This window comes from Pedobacter sp., from assembly GCF_037719805.1.
GTDB lineage: Bacteria > Bacteroidota > Bacteroidia > Sphingobacteriales > Sphingobacteriaceae > Pedobacter.
Window position 1 is genome coordinate 162,710 of sequence record NZ_JBBJLZ010000001.1, and the last position, 17,277, is coordinate 179,986.

At 40.2% G+C, this 17,277-nt stretch carries 19 protein-coding genes and 1 tRNA gene; 5 read left to right on the forward strand and 15 right to left on the reverse strand.

What is annotated here, in order from left to right:
* Window positions 1-4 precede the first annotated feature (4 nt).
* From WKF66_RS00775 to WKF66_RS00795, 5 genes are all read right to left on the reverse strand, one after another.
* On the reverse strand, window positions 5-535 hold the full coding sequence (locus WKF66_RS00775) for an ExbD/TolR family protein (RefSeq protein WP_489672492.1): 531 nt from the start codon (window positions 533-535) through the stop codon (window positions 5-7).
* Between the two features lie 23 nt (window positions 536-558).
* A complete protein-coding gene (locus tag WKF66_RS00780) occupies window positions 559-1,164 on the reverse strand; it encodes an ExbD/TolR family protein (protein ID WP_489672493.1) in 606 nt (201 codons plus the stop codon).
* An 86-nt stretch (window positions 1,165-1,250) separates the two neighbouring features.
* Complete coding sequence (locus tag WKF66_RS00785) at window positions 1,251-2,081, reverse strand: MotA/TolQ/ExbB proton channel family protein (protein WP_489672494.1); 831 nt, start codon at window positions 2,079-2,081, stop codon at window positions 1,251-1,253.
* Between the two features lie 338 nt (window positions 2,082-2,419).
* Window positions 2,420-2,776: a translation initiation factor gene (locus WKF66_RS00790; protein WP_489672495.1), complete on the reverse strand. Its 357-nt coding sequence runs from the start codon at window positions 2,774-2,776 to the stop codon at window positions 2,420-2,422.
* A gap of 15 nt (window positions 2,777-2,791) precedes the next feature.
* Window positions 2,792-3,676: a diacylglycerol/lipid kinase family protein gene (locus tag WKF66_RS00795; protein ID WP_489672496.1), complete on the reverse strand. Its 885-nt coding sequence runs from the start codon at window positions 3,674-3,676 to the stop codon at window positions 2,792-2,794.
* Window positions 3,677-3,906: 230 nt separating this feature from the next.
* Between WKF66_RS00795 and metK the strand changes: the two genes are divergently transcribed.
* Window positions 3,907-5,157: a methionine adenosyltransferase gene (gene metK, locus WKF66_RS00800; RefSeq protein WP_489672497.1), complete on the forward strand. Its 1,251-nt coding sequence runs from the start codon at window positions 3,907-3,909 to the stop codon at window positions 5,155-5,157.
* A gap of 47 nt (window positions 5,158-5,204) precedes the next feature.
* On the forward strand, window positions 5,205-5,552 hold the full coding sequence (locus WKF66_RS00805) for a hypothetical protein (protein ID WP_489672498.1): 348 nt from the start codon (window positions 5,205-5,207) through the stop codon (window positions 5,550-5,552).
* 83 nt (window positions 5,553-5,635) lie between these two features.
* On the opposite strand, the gene WKF66_RS00810 is transcribed toward WKF66_RS00805, so the two are convergent.
* From WKF66_RS00810 to WKF66_RS00840, 7 genes are all read right to left on the reverse strand, one after another.
* Window positions 5,636-6,367, reverse strand: coding sequence for a superoxide dismutase (locus WKF66_RS00810; RefSeq protein WP_489672499.1), 732 nt, complete (start codon window positions 6,365-6,367; stop codon window positions 5,636-5,638).
* A 100-nt stretch (window positions 6,368-6,467) separates the two neighbouring features.
* Window positions 6,468-8,636, reverse strand: a complete 2,169-nt coding sequence (locus WKF66_RS00815; protein ID WP_489672500.1) for a cation:proton antiporter — start codon at window positions 8,634-8,636, stop codon at window positions 6,468-6,470.
* 2 nt (window positions 8,637-8,638) lie between these two features.
* The gene (locus WKF66_RS00820) at window positions 8,639-9,196 is read right to left on the reverse strand and encodes a hypothetical protein (RefSeq protein WP_489672501.1); all 558 of its coding nucleotides are present in this window, start codon (window positions 9,194-9,196) and stop codon (window positions 8,639-8,641) included.
* A 204-nt stretch (window positions 9,197-9,400) separates the two neighbouring features.
* Complete coding sequence (locus WKF66_RS00825) at window positions 9,401-10,234, reverse strand: sulfurtransferase (protein ID WP_489672502.1); 834 nt, start codon at window positions 10,232-10,234, stop codon at window positions 9,401-9,403.
* A 66-nt stretch (window positions 10,235-10,300) separates the two neighbouring features.
* Window positions 10,301-10,909: a TlpA family protein disulfide reductase gene (locus WKF66_RS00830; RefSeq protein ID WP_489672503.1), complete on the reverse strand. Its 609-nt coding sequence runs from the start codon at window positions 10,907-10,909 to the stop codon at window positions 10,301-10,303.
* A gap of 11 nt (window positions 10,910-10,920) precedes the next feature.
* Window positions 10,921-11,334 carry a DUF6691 family protein gene (locus tag WKF66_RS00835; RefSeq protein ID WP_489672504.1) on the reverse strand — a complete coding sequence of 138 codons (414 nt, stop codon included), beginning with the start codon at window positions 11,332-11,334 and terminating at the stop codon, window positions 10,921-10,923.
* A gap of 3 nt (window positions 11,335-11,337) precedes the next feature.
* A complete protein-coding gene (locus WKF66_RS00840; protein WP_489672505.1) occupies window positions 11,338-11,895 on the reverse strand; it encodes a YeeE/YedE family protein in 558 nt (185 codons plus the stop codon).
* 414 nt (window positions 11,896-12,309) lie between these two features.
* Between WKF66_RS00840 and WKF66_RS00845 the strand changes: the two genes are divergently transcribed.
* The 3 genes from WKF66_RS00845 to nhaA all read left to right on the forward strand — a co-directional run bounded on the left by WKF66_RS00845 (window position 12,310) and on the right by nhaA (window position 15,098).
* Window positions 12,310-12,759, forward strand: coding sequence for an NfeD family protein (locus WKF66_RS00845; RefSeq protein ID WP_489672506.1), 450 nt, complete (start codon window positions 12,310-12,312; stop codon window positions 12,757-12,759).
* Window positions 12,756-13,700, forward strand: coding sequence for an SPFH domain-containing protein (locus WKF66_RS00850; protein ID WP_489672507.1), 945 nt, complete (start codon window positions 12,756-12,758; stop codon window positions 13,698-13,700). Before WKF66_RS00845 ends, WKF66_RS00850 begins: the two co-directional genes overlap by 4 nt.
* A 78-nt stretch (window positions 13,701-13,778) precedes the next feature.
* Window positions 13,779-15,098 (forward strand): Na+/H+ antiporter NhaA, encoded by a 1,320-nt coding sequence (gene nhaA / locus WKF66_RS00855; protein ID WP_489672508.1) that lies wholly within the window; start codon window positions 13,779-13,781, stop codon window positions 15,096-15,098.
* A 39-nt stretch (window positions 15,099-15,137) separates the two neighbouring features.
* Here nhaA and WKF66_RS00860 read toward each other — a convergent pair.
* From WKF66_RS00860 to WKF66_RS00870, 3 genes are all read right to left on the reverse strand, one after another.
* Window positions 15,138-15,211 (reverse strand) — tRNA-Asp (locus tag WKF66_RS00860).
* Window positions 15,212-15,297: 86 nt separating this feature from the next.
* Complete coding sequence (gene prfA, locus WKF66_RS00865; protein WP_489672509.1) at window positions 15,298-16,371, reverse strand: peptide chain release factor 1; 1,074 nt, start codon at window positions 16,369-16,371, stop codon at window positions 15,298-15,300.
* 62 nt (window positions 16,372-16,433) lie between these two features.
* A complete protein-coding gene (locus tag WKF66_RS00870) occupies window positions 16,434-17,180 on the reverse strand; it encodes a UDP-2,3-diacylglucosamine diphosphatase (RefSeq protein WP_489672510.1) in 747 nt (248 codons plus the stop codon).
* Window positions 17,181-17,277 lie beyond the last annotated feature (97 nt).

Consider the following 17,277-nt stretch of genomic DNA (forward strand, 5'->3'; position numbering starts at 1 on the left):
TAATTTATAATATTCCGGCCGCTTTCATCGCTTCCTTCTCACTGTCCAGAATATATACATCATCGATCGCAGGAGCCGTTTTAATACCAGCGATATTTAATTCGTCCATGATGTCAACAAAATTCTTGTAATTCGCACCCTCAGTAGGTTTGATAATTACAATGAGTTGTCTCCTTCTGGCCTTCATCAAATCTTCTTTATTTTTGATAATGGATTTTCTGATGTCACCAAATCCTTCAATGTTAGGCTGACTCTTTCCTGCTTCTCCCATATACCAGGCTATCTTATTATTTTTACCTAATAGAATAGTCATAGTCTCAGAAGCACGTAGTTCAAGCTTAACATCATTGTCTTCCTGATCTGGCTTGGCGATGTCCATCGCGATTGGTTTGGACAGGGACGTAGTTAGCATAAAGAAAGTGATCAATAAGAAGGCAAGATCCACCATCGCAGTTAAATCTACCTTGGTGCTCGCTTTCTTGCTTCTTACTTTCCCGCCTTTTTTGCCTCCGCCGGAGGTATCTAATTCTGCCATAGTATTTTTTTATCTGGCACCGCCTATTCGGTGGATGTAATTAAACTGAATTTATTTATTTTTTGTTTCTGGAGTATGTCCACAATCTTTTTAACAGCAGGATATTCTTCTGCACCGTCACCTCTTAAGGTTACCCTCATTTGTGTCTGATGCAATTCAGCAACGGAATTACGAGATTGTAAAAGCCATTCAGACAATTGATTATTTACTGAATCTGTCGGAATTCCCTCGCTACTGTCTAAATACTTAGTACGTTGGTCTCCACTCATATCAATAAAAGCCGGAAGGTTTGCTATCGGAACTCCAAATGCTCCAATTACTCCAAATCTCTCTCTCTGTTGAGGAGTAAACTTAATGTTGTAACGCTCGCCCATCTTATCAAGGGTAGCCATCTTTACATCTTTCCCTACTACCTCGTAAAACACTTTTCCTTTCCCAATGGATAAGATAGCGATATCGACGTCAGGAACTTTAAATTTGTAAGTCGAAGTCGGTATAGTTACCTCCAAAGGATCGGGCTGACGCGCTGTCGCTGTTAATATAAAGAAAGTAAGCAGTAAGAAAGATACGTCGCACATTGCGGTCATATCTATCGAAGTACTCTTTCTTTGAACCTTTGCTCTTGGCATAATGTTTAAAAATTACTTATGTTTTTACTAATGATGTTAATTCTTCCGGTTTTCCATAAAGCCGGTAAAAAATAATTCATTATTTTTTATTTATGCGTACTTGCATAAGTTTGGATGATGCTAAATCCTGCTTCATCAATCGCATAAGTCAACTTGTCAATTTTCGAAGTAAGAATGTTATACATGATAATTGCAAAAGTTGAAGTTCCGATACCAGTTGCTGTGTTGATTAGGGCCTCAGAGATACCAGTTGCTAGTGCAGCCTGATCCGGAGCTCCAGAGTTAGCCAATCCACCAAAGGCCTTGATCATACCTGTTACCGTACCCAATAGACCCATTAGTGTACCCACTGATACTAATGTTGCAATAACAGTTAAGTTTTGCTCTAACATCGGCATTTCAAGAGTTGTGGCCTCTTCGATATCTTTTTGGATAGCTAAACATTTTTGATCTGTATCCATGTTAGTTTCAGTTTCCATCTCACGATATTTTTTCAATCCTGATTTGATCACGTTCGCAACCGATCCTTTTTGTTTGTCACACTCAGCAACTGCTGCTTCGATGTTGTTAACATTTAAGAATCCTTGAACTTTTTTTACAAAGCCATCTAAGCTACCAGTTCCTGTTGCTTTACTAATAACGATCAAACGCTCTACTGAAAAAACGATCACCATCAAAAACATACCCATTAGGATTGGTACAATAACTCCACCTTTGTAAGCCATACCAGCGTAGTTTCCTACTTTAGGCAAGTTTTCTGCATTATCATCAATGAAGTTAGTTGGATCTCCAAGTATGAACTTGTAGATTAAGATTCCAATGATGATACAAATTGGAATAGTTAAGGTTGCAAATAAATTTGAAGCCGAAGAAGAGCTTTCTTTTTTCACTGTTGTTGGTTTTGGTGCGTTTGCCATTTTTTTTTTAGTTTTTAGTTTTAGTACTTTGTTTTTTAAATTTAGATTTATTATTCCGTAATACACACAACGACTATTAAAAACAATTGTTGCAATAACAAATTTATAACTTTGATTTTAAATCCAAATTAAATTATAGTTATGTATCCAATTCGTTTCGTTGATCGTTTCCCCTTGTTTGTAATACCTTATAAGAAAAAAAAGACTGCCTCTCTTAGGGAGACAATCTTTCACAATTAAAACTAAAAAAAAACTAAAATGCAAATTTTAGACTAAAAAAAAATGCTTTAGCATGATTTTAACAACCCTATAGAATAGCAGTCAGAATATTCTTCGGTTTATCCCCCTGACTTCTTAACCTTAAACCCCTCCTTTAGAAGCAGATCCACAATCTTGTCCCTAAAATCGCCCTGAATTAATATTTCTCCCCCTTTTGCAGAACCACCAACGCCACATTTCGTCTTTAACTGCTTCCCGAGTTTTTCAATCTCCTCTTCATCCATATTAAAACCTGTAACTAGCGTCACCGCCTTTCCTCCCCGGTTCTTTTTATCTAGCATTACACGCAAGTTCTGCTGATTCTTCGGAACAGTCATAGCGGGCTGATCATCTTCAACAGACGACACAACAAATGACGGATCTGTTGAATACATTATTCCTCCCAGGTCGCTCAACGTTTTCTTTTTCGGTTTCATACTATATTCTTAGTGTTAATACGTTGGGATAATTACATTCAAGGAAAGCGGCACAATTGAGATTTTAATGTCTTTACCCATAAATAAAGGTTCGCCATCAATATGTACCGCGCCCTCATCCACACGCTTGATAGTGATTTCCCGACCTTTTATGATATTTACATATTTTGACCGATCCGTTTTCGCCATCAACATCTCATAGGCTAAAACCGGCAGCTTCATCATTGAAAACTCCTTAACTATACAAATATCCAACAACCCATCGGTTACAGAGGCTGCAGGTGAAATGTAAGCATTGTTTCCATACTGGGAAGAATTAGCGATACTGATTAAAAAAGCCTTAAAGGAATATTTTTTATCGTCTATAATCAAATCGTACGTTTGCGCCTTATACCTTAGTACTTCTTTCAGACCAAGCTTTAAATAACCTGTTAGGCCCCTGGACTTATCCTCAGCAAAAACAGAACTGATATAAGCATCAAATCCCATTCCAGCCATATTAAAAAAGCCACGGCCATTAAACAATCCGGTATCAATGGTGATCACATGAAGGTTGTTGATAACCCGTACTGCACTAGAAGGTGTAAGCGGAATCTTTAAAAAGCGAGCTAAGCCATTTCCAGACCCAAACGGAATGATCCCCAATATCTTATTAAACTTTTGAACTTTTGAAGCTACCTCGTTTATTGTTCCATCACCTCCAACCGCTACTATAATATCAAAATTCCTGTTAGCTGCCTCTTCCGCAAGCTCAGCTGCATGCCCGGCATATTCAGTAAAACTGTAGCTTGGAATGAATTTGCTAAGATCTAATAACTTGCCAATCAGCAAAGGAAGCTTCAATTTGTTTTTCCCTCCCGAAATGGGATTTATGATAAATAAGATATTGGATCTAGACACAAGCTGCGGGTTAACGGCACCGCAAAATAATCGATATTTTTTGACTATTTTAAATATATGTAGTATTTTAGCCGCGTCAAGTGGACTGATTTGCGATGCTATTCTTTACAAATAGCGGGATTGCAACCACGTAAAAAAAAGTGCTAATAGTACATACACTTCAATTTACTGCCTGTTTTCAGGATCAGTTACATTTGTATAATTGTTTAATCCAAAATAAATTATATATAATGTCATATCTTTTTACGTCCGAATCAGTTTCTGAAGGTCATCCTGATAAAATCGCAGATCAAATCTCAGATGCCCTTATTGATAACTTCTTAGCATTTGACCCCGAGTCAAAAGTAGCCTGCGAAACACTGGTTACAACCGGACAAGTGATTCTTGCAGGAGAAGTAAAGTCTAAGACTTACCTGGATGTTCAGCAAATTGCCCGCGATGTAATCAAAAAGATTGGCTACACGAAAAGTGAATATATGTTTGAAGCAAACTCATGTGGTATCCTCTCTGCAATCCATGAGCAATCACAAGACATTAACCAAGGTGTAGATAAAACCAACAAAGAAGAACAAGGGGCCGGTGATCAGGGAATGATGTTTGGTTATGCAACCAACGAAACCGAAGATTTCATGCCTTTGGCATTAGACCTTTCTCATAAATTGCTGCAGGAGCTTGCGGGTCTTAGACGTGAGAATACAACCATCAAATACCTCCGTCCTGATGCTAAATCCCAGGTAACGTTGGAATATGACGATAACAACAGACCTGTCAGAATTGATGCTATTGTAATATCTACTCAACATGATGACTTTGATGAAGAAGCAACAATGCTTTCTAAAATAAAGAAAGATCTTGTTGACATCCTGGTGCCAAGAATCATCTCAAAATATCCTAAGTACGCACATTTGTTCAATGATCAGATCAAATACCATATCAACCCGACCGGGAAGTTTGTAATAGGCGGGCCACATGGTGATACCGGCCTAACCGGACGCAAGATCATTGTAGATACCTACGGTGGTAAAGGCGCTCATGGCGGTGGAGCATTTTCTGGAAAAGATCCAAGTAAAGTAGACAGAAGTGCTGCCTATGCAACTCGTCACATTGCAAAAAACTTAGTGGCTGCCGGTGTTGCAGAAGAGATTCTAGTACAGGTCAGTTATGCAATTGGGGTAGCAAAGCCAATGGGAATTTATATCAATACCTATGGAACAAGTAAGGTGGATAAAACAGATGGTGAGATCGCTAAGATTGTAGAAGAGCTATTTGATATGCGCCCTTACTTCATTGAGCAACGTTTAAAGTTAAGAAACCCAATCTACAGTGAGACTGCAGCATATGGCCACATGGGACGTAAACCGGAAACGGTTACCAAAACTTTTAGAGCTCCGGGTGGAGAAGAAAAGGTAGTTACCGTCGAATTGTTTACCTGGGAAAAGCTTGATTTTGTTGATCAGGTTAAGTCAGCCTTTAGCTTGTAAGTCAAAACCATTCACTTCAATATATGTTATTAAAATAAACAATTGTTATGGAACGTCCAGCAGAAATGAATACCCTTAGCCAAATACTAGAAAAATTAAGGCTTAAAGGTTTAGATAACGAAATAAAAATGACTGATCACGGCAAAATGCAAGGGGTTGGTGTAAATAAAATATATAAACCAGAAGATCTTACAATAATCAAAACTTACCGTTTTGAAGGAGACTCTGATCCGGGAGATAACTCAGTTCTTTACATTCTGGAAGATAAGGATGGTCAGGTAGGCTACATATTAGACGCTTATGGGATGTACAGTTCACAGGAGAGTCCTGGTTTTGATGACTTCCTAAAGAAAATTCCAACAGCAGATAGGGACATGCAAGAACTCCTAAGCTAAGTCATACTAAATTAAAAAGCCCCGCAAAAAACGGGGCTTTTTTTTTATAACAAGAAATTGCCTTAACCTTGCAGACCGAACTATCAGCTGAACCTTTTCGAAACCTGGTCCCAATTCACCAGGTTCCACCATGCAGTCACGTAATCAGGTCTTCTATTTTGATATTTAAGATAATAGGCATGCTCCCATACATCTATTGCTAAAAGCGGCTTGCCTTTTATACTTGCATCATCCATGAGTGGATTGTCCTGATTCGGAGTACCACCAATCTTTAACGTCCCATTGTCAGATACTAACCAAGCCCATCCCGAGCCGAACTGACCCGCTGCAGCTTTGGAAAACTCAGCTTTAAAAGCGTCGAAAGAGCCGAACGACTTATCAATTGCTGTTTTCAATTTTCCTGCTGGTAGTGTTGAGGGGGTTGGTCGCATAGAGGCCCAGAAGAAATTATGGTTCCAGGCACCACCCGCGTTGTTTCTAACTTTTGGGGATAATTTAGAGGCATTTGCAAAAAACTCAGCCTCCGTTTTATAACTCAGATTTTCTGCCTTGATGGCCTCATTCACATTTTTAATATAGGCAGCATGATGTTTAGTATAATGAATCTCCATCGTCATAGCATCAATAGAAGGCTCTAATGCGCCATACTTATAAGGCAAAGGGTCTTGTTTAAAGATAAAACCCTGCATATGCTCTTGTTCTAAAGAAGTTGTACTAAAAGCCTCCAACGGCGATCCCGTAATAGCTCCCACAGTAACAACGCCAGCAGCAGTGAGACTTAAACCAATAAACTTTCTTCTCTTCAATGATTCCATAATAGCATCTTTCGATAAAAACAAACGACCTGCTCTTTAGTTTTTAATGTTATATCCCCTTTTAGCCGCTTGTCTATATCTGCAGCAGATAACATAACCGTTATTTTGATTTGATAAGACCCCTTAAATACTTACCTGCTTTTCCTATTGTATCTATCTGACCAGAAATCGATTCAATTAGATTGCTATCAGCCTGCTCAATATCTCCCATGTTAATCCCAGACTCCAGTTGCTTGGGATATAAAATGATGAAGCTCTGCTCAGCAAAATAATTAGAAAGGTGATAGGGCAGTTTGTTCAACTGGGGAATATAAGAATCGTGACCTTTTCTGGAAGAAACAATAACGAATAGGTCATTTGCCTTTAATTCTTTACTGAAAATAAGGAAGTCATCCCAATTATCAAATGTTTTAAAATGTAGCTCAGTCGCTCCAGGTGACTTCTCAACTACTCTTCTCACCGAATCGTTAGCAGTCAGGGTGCCATAAAAATAGATAGGTATAGCAGCTTCCTTACCCATCAACACTAGTTTTTTTAACCAATGTAGAAAGCCTGGTTCGGTCTCCGCTTTTGGTGGCATCACGACTACAATTCGCTGGAAGGTATTGAAAGGCTGAATTGGCTTATAAATATAAATAGTTTCATGAACCCGTCTAATGATGCTTTCTGCTTTAGTACCTAAAAAAGTATGTTGATCTGCCTGCTTGTGGAGCCCAATAACCACGTCACTCACTCGATGTTCTTTGATTGTATATACAATTCCATTGCTGATACTGGAATCGTATCTGGTGATAGGAATCAGGCTGTTTTCAGAAGATGAAGCATGTGAGATGGCTCTTTCAATTATCTTCTTTGAAGCTCCAATGCCGTTGGTAACAGACCGTTCATCGTCAATTACATTTAACCCATAAATGGAAGAATGCATTCTCTTAGACTTCAACATGATACCAAAATCAACAAGGGAAGCGATCATATCAGGATAAGCCAGAGAAACTAATACCCTATCGTTCGGTTGCTCCTCCTCTGCGGAGCTTTCTTCTTGTTCCATGGCCATCCTTTTCGAAGCTCCCTCCACTACGAATGAACTTACACCACAACTGACAAGGATCAACAAAATGGTGCCATTTAGAACATCTTCACTTAACAGCCTAATTGGTTCCCCAGAACTTGTTTCACCTGTGATGATATTGTAGCCAACCAGAATAATAGCCAAAGTAGCCGCCGCATGAGAAGCACTTAATCCAAAGATCATCGTCCCCTCCACTTTAGTCATATTAAAAATTCTTTGGGTTAGCCAGGCAGCCAGGTATTTGGTAGAAAGCGCTACAGTCAAAATCACACCTGCAACCTTCAATGCCCCCCATCCTTTCACCAGTACGGTCACATCAACCAGCATTCCTACACTGATCAGAAAGAAAGGAATAAACAAGGCATTGCCAACAAAATCTATTCTGTTCATGAGGGGTGAACTGTGCGGAACAAACTTGTTCAGTACCAATCCCGAAAAGAAAGCGCCAATAATTGCTTCAATACCGGCAACTTCTGCCAGGAAGGAAGCCAGGAAAACCATCGCCAAAACGAAAATATATTGAGAAATACTGTCTTCGAAATGCTTAAAGAACCACCTAATGATGTAAGGAAATATACCAAAAACTACCCCAACGAAAACCGCCGCTGAGCCGCCAAGTTGAATCCAAAACGCTGAACTCACCGTGTCTTTTGTCATGCCTGCTATTCCGGCAAGAATGAGTAAGGCAAGGATGTCTGTAATCATTGTCCCTCCTACAGTCATGCTGACCGCTTTATTTTTGATCACTCCGTATTTACTCGCAATTGGATAAGAAACCAAGGTATGGGTTGAAAACATGCTGGCTAACAGCAAAGACGATAAAAATCCATAGCCGAGCAGATAATAGCTTGCTATTGTGCCAACAGTAAGCGGAAATATGAAGGTAAGCATCCCGAAAGTCAGAATCTGCTTACGGTTCTTCTTGAATTCAGCGAGATCGATCTCTAGTCCGGCTAAAAACATGATGTACAACAAACCGACCGTTCCAAAAAGAACAATACTGCTATCTCTTGTTAATAGATTTAATGCATATGGACCAACGATTACGCCGGCAATAATTAATCCGATAATATGCGGGACTTTAATCTTATTAAATAATATAGGGGCGAACAAGATGATAAACAATACCAATGAGAATATAATCACTGGATTTTTAAGTGGCAGCGAAAAGTCCAGGGAAGATAGTAAGATCATGTTCATAATTACTTCGACTTCTCTAAAGTCAGCTCGTAAATGATCTTGCAGTCTTTCTGACTAATCTCTCTTAGGCCATCCATTCTGGTACTATCGATAAAATTCAGATTGGCACTAATTAGCGCTTCTAGGTTTGGCTTTTCATCTACGATTTTAAGGACTTTATTTTTGTAGGAGCCGGTATATACCCTGATTAACACCGGGCCTGAATAAGCTTTGACCACTACCTCTTCGCCATTATAGCTGATATCCCATTGTTCGGTCTTTGTGTCTCCAATTGCTGAGCCGTCGCAACTGGTTTTAGTACAGATCATCTTAGCGACCCATTTACCAGTAATTAAAGGATTATAAGCAGTATCAATCTGAAGGTGAGAACTATCAAGAACGTGTCTGGCAGCATTGAGTTCTTGTTCCCTTAATTTCAAACGTTGTTCCCAAACAAATAGCTGTTGCTCTTTCTTGTTGATTTCCATCTGTTGCTCTTGTAAATTCTTTTCGCGCTCACTTTGGCCGCAACCTTGTAATGAAAGTGCTAGAATAACAATCAGAATTGCCGGTTGCTTCATAAGACATCGCATTTTGTAATGATGAGATTGTTGCTAACTTACAAAAATAGGTGCTAAAAGCAAAGTTAAAGTAATCAAGTTGAGTCTGACTGCTCCCGCCTTGAATGCGCCATGCTCGCGCGTTGGATCCGCCTTTTGTCTAGAGAAAAGGCGGAAATACTGCCCGAGCACTTCTCCTTCGAGGCACACTCACATAAACCAAATCTATAACCCAGGCCGAGTCACGCTCAAGTTATTGCTCCTGCTCCATTCACTCCAACTTCCAACGTAGAGTCGTGGAATTCCAAGGCCAGCATAATCAAACGCCAACAGGGTATGACAAGCGGTTACTCCAGAACCACAGTGAACAATAATGTCATCTATATCCAAATCTCCAACGATGATCTGATACTTTTTTGCAAGATCATCTGCGAACAGGAACAACCCATTAGCATCCAAATTTTCAGTGAAAGGAACATTTATAGCATCGGGGATGTGACCGGCAATCAAATCAATTGGCTCGGTTAACCCTGCAAACCTGTCCGCATCCCTTACGTCGATAATAAGATTTTTAGTGCTTTCTCTTGCAAGTTGCACCTCAGCAATTGTTGCGGTCTTTAGCTGCCACTCTTTGGTTCTCAAATATATCGAGGGCTTGGGGGAGCCTACATCCAATGAGACCGGAAATCCCGCAGCAAGAGCAGCCTGATATCCGCCGTTTATCACTTGAACCTTCTCATGCCCTATTGATCGCAACATCCACCAAAATCTTGCCGCTGCATTAGCGCCATTTTTATCATCATAAAGAATCACATGACTATCCTTGGTAACGCCAAAGGACTCCAATACCTTAAAATAATCGTCGAGCAAGGGAAGGGGATGCCTTCCTCCTTTAGCATAATCATCGATCTTCGCTAAATCAGTATTCAAATCAATGTAAAAGGCGCCCTTTAAATGTTCTGAATCATACCTCGGCCTGGAACCTGCGCTAACATCAAAGAGTATGAACTTAGCTTTATTTAAGGTATTGAACTCCTGAGCATCTATTATTGGTTTCATTTACTTCGTGCTTTAGTTTTTTCACCCAGGCTAACTCTTTACTGGGGGCATTTATTACAGATGACATTACAAACGCAACTTGTCAATGAAATCAGAAACATCCGGATTACTGTAATCTGCTGCACCCACATGTTTAAAAACGACATTTCCAGATTTATCAAGAATAACCGTTGTAGGCATAGCGCCAGAAAAGTACATTACGGGCGTGGCAATTGCAGGTACATAAACAGGCATCCCGAAATCACGCTTTTTCATAAATTCCATCGATGATTCCATTTTGCTGTCTACATCCACCATTAGGAAAACAATGTCATCTTCATTTTTGTATCTCCTGTGTAACCGATCAATGGAGGGCATTTCCGCGATGCAGGGGGGACACCAGGTAGCCCAAAAATTCAGGAATACAACTTTACCTTTCAGATCAGAAAGCCTGATCAATTTCACTTCCTGACTTTTGAAAGCCGCATCTTCAATGCCTGACGGCCTATTGTTTTTATTTATACTGATCGGAATGGCCGGCTGAAATAAGCCAATGTACATTAGCCCTTGAATAAGGCGTCCCTTCAATTCAGGACTAAAAAACATTGCAATAACAAAAGCCGCCATAGCAACGGCACCAATATTAGAAAAACTATACCACCTAGTGTCAGGTTTGCTTTTAAAATGCTTGTTCATAGATGATCGGGTTAATGTGGCAGACTTTCTTTGAAAACTCCATAAACATAAGTTCCTAAAACAGCACCGAAAGCGACTACAATCATCCCCAAATAGCCGTAGCCTATTGCAACGAAGATGGGACCCGGACATGCCCCTGTCAATGCCCAACCCAGTCCAAAAATTATACCTCCAAAGAGGTATTTTCTCCAAGCAGGTTCTTTATCATTAAAAATAATCGGTTCGTCATTAAGGTCCTTGACGCTAAATTTCTTTATCAAATACACCGCTGTAGTACCTAGAAAAACTGCGGTACCTATTATTCCAAACATATGGAACGACTGAAACCGAAACATTTCTTGAATTCTAAACCAGGAGATTGCTTCCGATTTGGTCATTACAATACCGAATAATATCCCTGTAAAAGTGTATTTCAGAAACTTCATAGCTTAAAAGATAATAGGGAAAAGAAGATGGGTCATAATAAGGCCGCCGATAAAAAAGCCGAAAACGGCAATCAATGAGGGGACTTGGAGATTAGATAACCCACTAATCGCATGTCCTGATGTACAACCTCCAGCGTACCGGCTTCCAAAACCTACCATAATACCTCCGAACAATAATAAACTAATCACTTTGAAAGACGAAAGGGATTGCAAACTGAAAAGTTGTTCAGGATTTAGCTGACCATCGAACTTAATCCCTAGATTTTCGAGGTCTTTAATGGTGTCAAAAGAGAGGTTCATAGGTGAATTACTCGCTAAAAAAGTATTAGAAATATAGCCGCCAAGAATTGCTCCCACTAAAAACAGCAGGTTCCATTGTTGTTTGCGCCAATCGAAGTCAAAAAACTTAACGTTCTTGCCTGCTCCAACCAGAGTACATATAGTTTTCAAATTGGAAGAAAAGCCAAAAGATTTCCCAAAGTAAAGCAGCAGGATCATCACCATCGCAATGACAGCCCCGGACGTGTACCAAGGCCAGGGTTGACTTATATATTCTAACATATGATTTAAGTTTTAATCGCGTATTCTGGTTATTGAAACGCTCTATTTCACAACTAATATAACTAATAACGACAACCCAATTTGAGTGCTTTTAACATTCTCTTTATTATCCACGATGTGCTTCAAAGTCTAAGCTCGATAAAGTCCAATTATTTACACTACCATTCTAGAGTTTTAGAACGTCCAGACCTCTATATGAAGTCAAGCAGACACCTAACAGGGGAAAGCCGTAATAGACTAGTAGATCAGTCCTGACGGAGGCCAAAGGCGCTGTAGGAAAGATTGAAATTCAAGTACTTGTGTTCGCCGATGCGGTGAAGGTAAGCTGTAATTTGCGTTATAAATACGGCGATAAGTGTAAAAATAACTATATTTAACTATTAGGGATTTTTCCTTAACCATATATAATTGAACATGAATGAAACGCTCAATGATGCAGTAATTTGGTTTTGCATTGGATTTGCCTTCTTTGTTCTGGAGTTTCTAATTCCTGGCTTCATTCTATTTTTCTTTGGCTTAGGAGCTTGGTTTGTGGCCATTGTATCCCTATTCTTTGATGTCTCCATCAATCTTCAAATCATCTTATTTATTTCCAGTTCCTTACTTACAGTCTTGTTGTTTAGAAAGTGGGTTAAAACGAAACTAGGAATGATAGGTGTGAATTCCAAACAACTCGAAGATGAATTCATTGGAAAGATTGGCCGGGCAGAGACGTCTATTATTCCAGGTTCCAATGGAAAAGTTGACTTTAAAGGAACAAGCTGGGACGCGACATCAAACGATGTCATTTCCGCTGGAGAAAATGTAATGATCACCGAAACCAGAAGTATATTACTCGTTGTTAAATCCCATAAAAGCTTATGACCCCTTCTACGTACATTCTCATTATCTTATCAGTCTTTATCTTTATTGCGTTCCTTTCTACGTTTAAAATCGTACCTCAAAGGTCCGTATTTATTGTAGAACGACTTGGAAAGTATAGTCGCTCACTGGAAGCTGGGTTCCATATCTTAATCCCTTTTATTGACAAGATTGCCTACAAGCAGAACCTGAAGGAGCAGGCGATAGATGTTGCCTCACAAATTTGCATCACCAAAGATAATATCGCAGTAGAGGTTGATGGAATTTTGTATTTACAAGTAATGGATCCACAAAAGGCATCGTACGGTATTGATAATTATCGCTTTGCAGTCATCCAGATTTCACAAACAACTATGCGAAGCGTAATTGGTAAAATGGAACTAGACAAAACCTTTGAGGAAAGAGAAACTGTGAATGCGACCATTGTAGGCGCTGTTGATAAAGCTAGCGAGCCCTGGGGCATAAAGGTTTCAAGGTATGAGGTAAAGAATATTTCTCCTCCACAAAGTATAAGGGACGCAATGGAAAAGCAAATGCGAGCCGAAAGAGAGAAAAGAGCCTTAATTGCGGAATCTGAAGGTGATAAACAGGCGAAGATCAACCGCGCTGAAGGAGATAAGCAAGAAATGATCGCCAGATCTGAAGGAGAAAAAATGCGTAAAATTAATGAAGCCAGCGGTACGGCATCTGAGATAGAAATGGTTGCTATCGCCACAGCAAAAGGAATACTGGAAATTGCGAAATCCATCAATCAAGAGGGTGGAATGAATGCGGTAAATCTGCGTATTGCGGAGCAGTACCTTACTGAATTTGGAAAACTCGCGAAGGTAAATAATACCATGATTGTACCGGCAGATCTCTCCAATATCGCTGGCGTGATCTCTAGTGTAACTTCGGTACTGAATACGACCAATCCAGCAGGAGTTTTTCCGAGAAAGGTGTAAATAAACAACCAAATATTGCACCTGCCAATTAATTCCGATATTTCGAAAGCCGTATATTTGGAATTTACAGGTAACTAAATGGAAAAATCAGCGATTGACAAGATAATGGCACCGGTAAGCCGGTTTATTCATTTGGAATATACCAGTGGGATCGTACTGCTTGTTAGTGTAATAATTGCCATTGTATGGGCTAATTCACCCTATCACGACTTTTACGAGCATCTCTGGCACATCAACTTTTCTGTAGGTTTTGACACCACCGTATTGAGCAAACCATTGCACATTTGGATAAACGACGGCTTAATGGCGGTTTTCTTTTTTGTGATCGGTCTGGAGCTTAAACGTGAATTTATGGAGGGGGAGCTATCTTCCCTTCAAAAGGCGTCGCTTCCGATGGCGGCAGCGTTAGGGGGAATGCTGGTGCCAGCAATCATTTATTATGCGATTAACTTTGGTACCGATGCGGCGCACGGTTGGGGAATCCCTATGGCCACCGATATCGCCTTCGCACTTGCATTATTGTCTATGGCAAGCAACAATATACCATCTTCACTAAAGGTGTTTCTCTCAGCCCTGGCTGTTGCAGACGATCTTGGAGCGGTATTAGTTATTGCTTTTTTTTATACAGCTGAAATTAACTTTACCTCTCTAGCCATCGGCGGGGGCTTTCTTGCCCTGTTAATAATTGGAAACCTCTTAGGTGTAAGAAACAGCTTTTTCTACCTGATCATCGGTCTCGGAGTCTGGATAGGCTTTCTGCTTTCAGGGGTACATGCAACCATCGCTGGGGTGCTTGTTGCTTTTACTATCCCAGCAGTCACCAAAATAAATGAACAAGTATACGCTAGCAATTTGCGCAGGCTTTCGTACGATTTTGAAGTAGACATTCCCGAAAGAGGTAGTTTGATCACCCCAAAGCAAAATAAGACGATACAAAGCGTTAAGACGTTAAGTATGGCAGCTGAAACTCCTTTACAAACGATAGAACATGGACTTCATCCCTGGGTAGCCTTCGGTATTATGCCTTTGTTCGCTTTAGCAAATGCTGGCATTGTAATCAATGCTGATTTCTTTTCGTCCGTAATTAACCCAGTCTCCATTGGTGTAGCTTGTGGATTGATCATTGGTAAGTTTGCTGGCATCCTGTTGTTTTGCTGGATAATGGTAAAATTAGGCTTCGCAAGCCTTCCACATGAGGCGAGTTGGAAACATGTTGCGGGGGTCGCCTTACTTGCAGGAATCGGATTTACAATGTCTTTATTTATCAGCGGCCTTGCTTTTGAAAACCCGTTGTTGATCAATCAGGCGAAATATGGGATCCTGATTGCTTCGATCGCTGCAGGTATTTTAGGCACATTAGTCTTAAGACGGCTTGGCAACTCTAACAAGAAATTCTGATCTTATAATAAAAAAAGCCACTCGATTGAGTGGCTTTTGCGGACCGGACGGGACTCGAACCCGCGACCTCCGCCGTGACAGGGCGGCATTCTAACCAGCTGAACTACCGGTCCGTTTTCCCGTTACTTTCGTTTCGGGATTGCAAATATAGTGCGATTATTTTAATTAGCAACAAATATTTTAAATTAATTGTAAGTCCTTAAGCTACAGAACCATCTTTCATCTTCTCGGCATTTTCAGCGAACTGAAGTGCATCAATTAGTTCCTGTACGCCCCCATCCATCACCCCATTCAGATTATAAAGCGTCAAACCAATGCGATGATCAGTAACCCTTCCTTGCGGATAATTGTAGGTCCGGATCTTCGCAGAACGGTCTCCCGTAGACACCATCGTTTTGCGACGTGCAGCAATATCACCATTCTTCTTTTGTAATTCTATATCATAGAGCTTACTTCGAAGCATCTCCATCGCAATAACCCGGTTACCAAGCTGTGAACGATCCTGCTGACAAACCACAACGATTCCTGAAGGCTTATGTGTTAATTGAACCTTAGTCTCCACCTTATTTACATTCTGTCCCCCTGCTCCACCTGAACGTGAGGTGTGTAACTCAATATCTGCAGGGTTAATGTATAGATCTATCTCCTCTGCCTCTGGAAGAACAGCTACCGAAGCTGCGGACGTATGAACACGACCCTGAGTTTCTGTATCAGGTACGCGCTGTACGCGGTGTACACCGGACTCATACTTTAATTGGCCATAAACGTCCTCTCCAGTCACTTTTAGTATTACCTCTTTATAACCGCCAGCAGTACCTTCTGTAACATCTACTGTTTCAACTCTCCATCCTTTTTGATCAAAAAACCTGCTATACATACGGTAAAGATCTCCGGCAAACAAAGCCGCTTCATCACCTCCAGTACCACCTCTAATCTCAAACACAGCATTTTTAGCATCTTCAGGATCAACCGGGATCAGCATTAAACGAACACGCTCTTCCAGTTCCTCTTGTTGCTTTAACAACATATCAAGCTCCTCTTTAGCCATCTCCCGCATTTCAGAGTCTTTCTCTATACTTAAGATCTCTTTATTTGCATCAATATTACTCATCACATTCTTGTAGACTTTATATTCTTCTACAATTTTACCTAAGTCTTTATATTCTTTATTCAACGCTGCGAAACGCTTCATATCCTGCATAGTATCAGGGTTACTTAGCTGTTCCTCAACATCTTCCCACCGAATTTTGATGGCTTCTAACTTTTCTAACATATCCTTTTCAGAGAAATTAATAAATGTAATATTTATTTGGGGAGCAAAAATACGGCTTTGCCCTAATAGTTTTTGAAATATTTGAGGCTTAAGTCCTTGCCGTCAAACTCCGCGTAACTGCAATGATTGAGCCATTCACCTGTATTTATATACCTAGACCCGTTACCCAGATCCAGCGATATTGGTAAATGCCTGTGACCGAACACAAAATAGTCAAAGTGTTCTCTTTGCAATTGCTCTTTGGCATAAACGGCAAGCCATTCATTTTCGTCGCCCATGAAAACTTCCTCGGAACTGCTTGCAAGTCTACTATGGCTCGACCACCAGTAACCAAATCCAAGCCCAATTCTTGGCGGCACCAAAGAAAACAACCACTGACACACCGGATTTCTGAATATCTTTCTAAGAAACTTATATTTACTATCACCAGGACCTAAGCCATCACCATGATGGATATAGAACTTTTTGCCACTACGTTCGATTAACAGTTCGTCGCTGACAACCTGAATGCCCATTTCTAAAGTAAAATAATCATTAACCCACATATCGTGGTTACCCTTAAAAAAATAAACCTTAATGCCGGCATCAGTCATCTCCGCAAGTTTTCCTTGAAGTCTTACATACCCCTTAGGAACTACCGTATTATACTCATACCAAAAATCGAAAACATCTCCGATAAGAAACAGCTCCCCACAGGTGGGCTCTATGGAATTCAACCAGCGAATTATAAGGTCTTCCCGCTTGCGACTGGCTTCATGAGTAGGAGATCCAAGATGAAAGTCTGAGGCGAAATATAGGTTCTTAGTCATTAATTAACAAATATAAGTAAAATATCAGATCAGAGGATCGTCAGAAGTTCTACAGGTTATATAGTATAATCAACAATAGCTTAATTATTAAAACAAA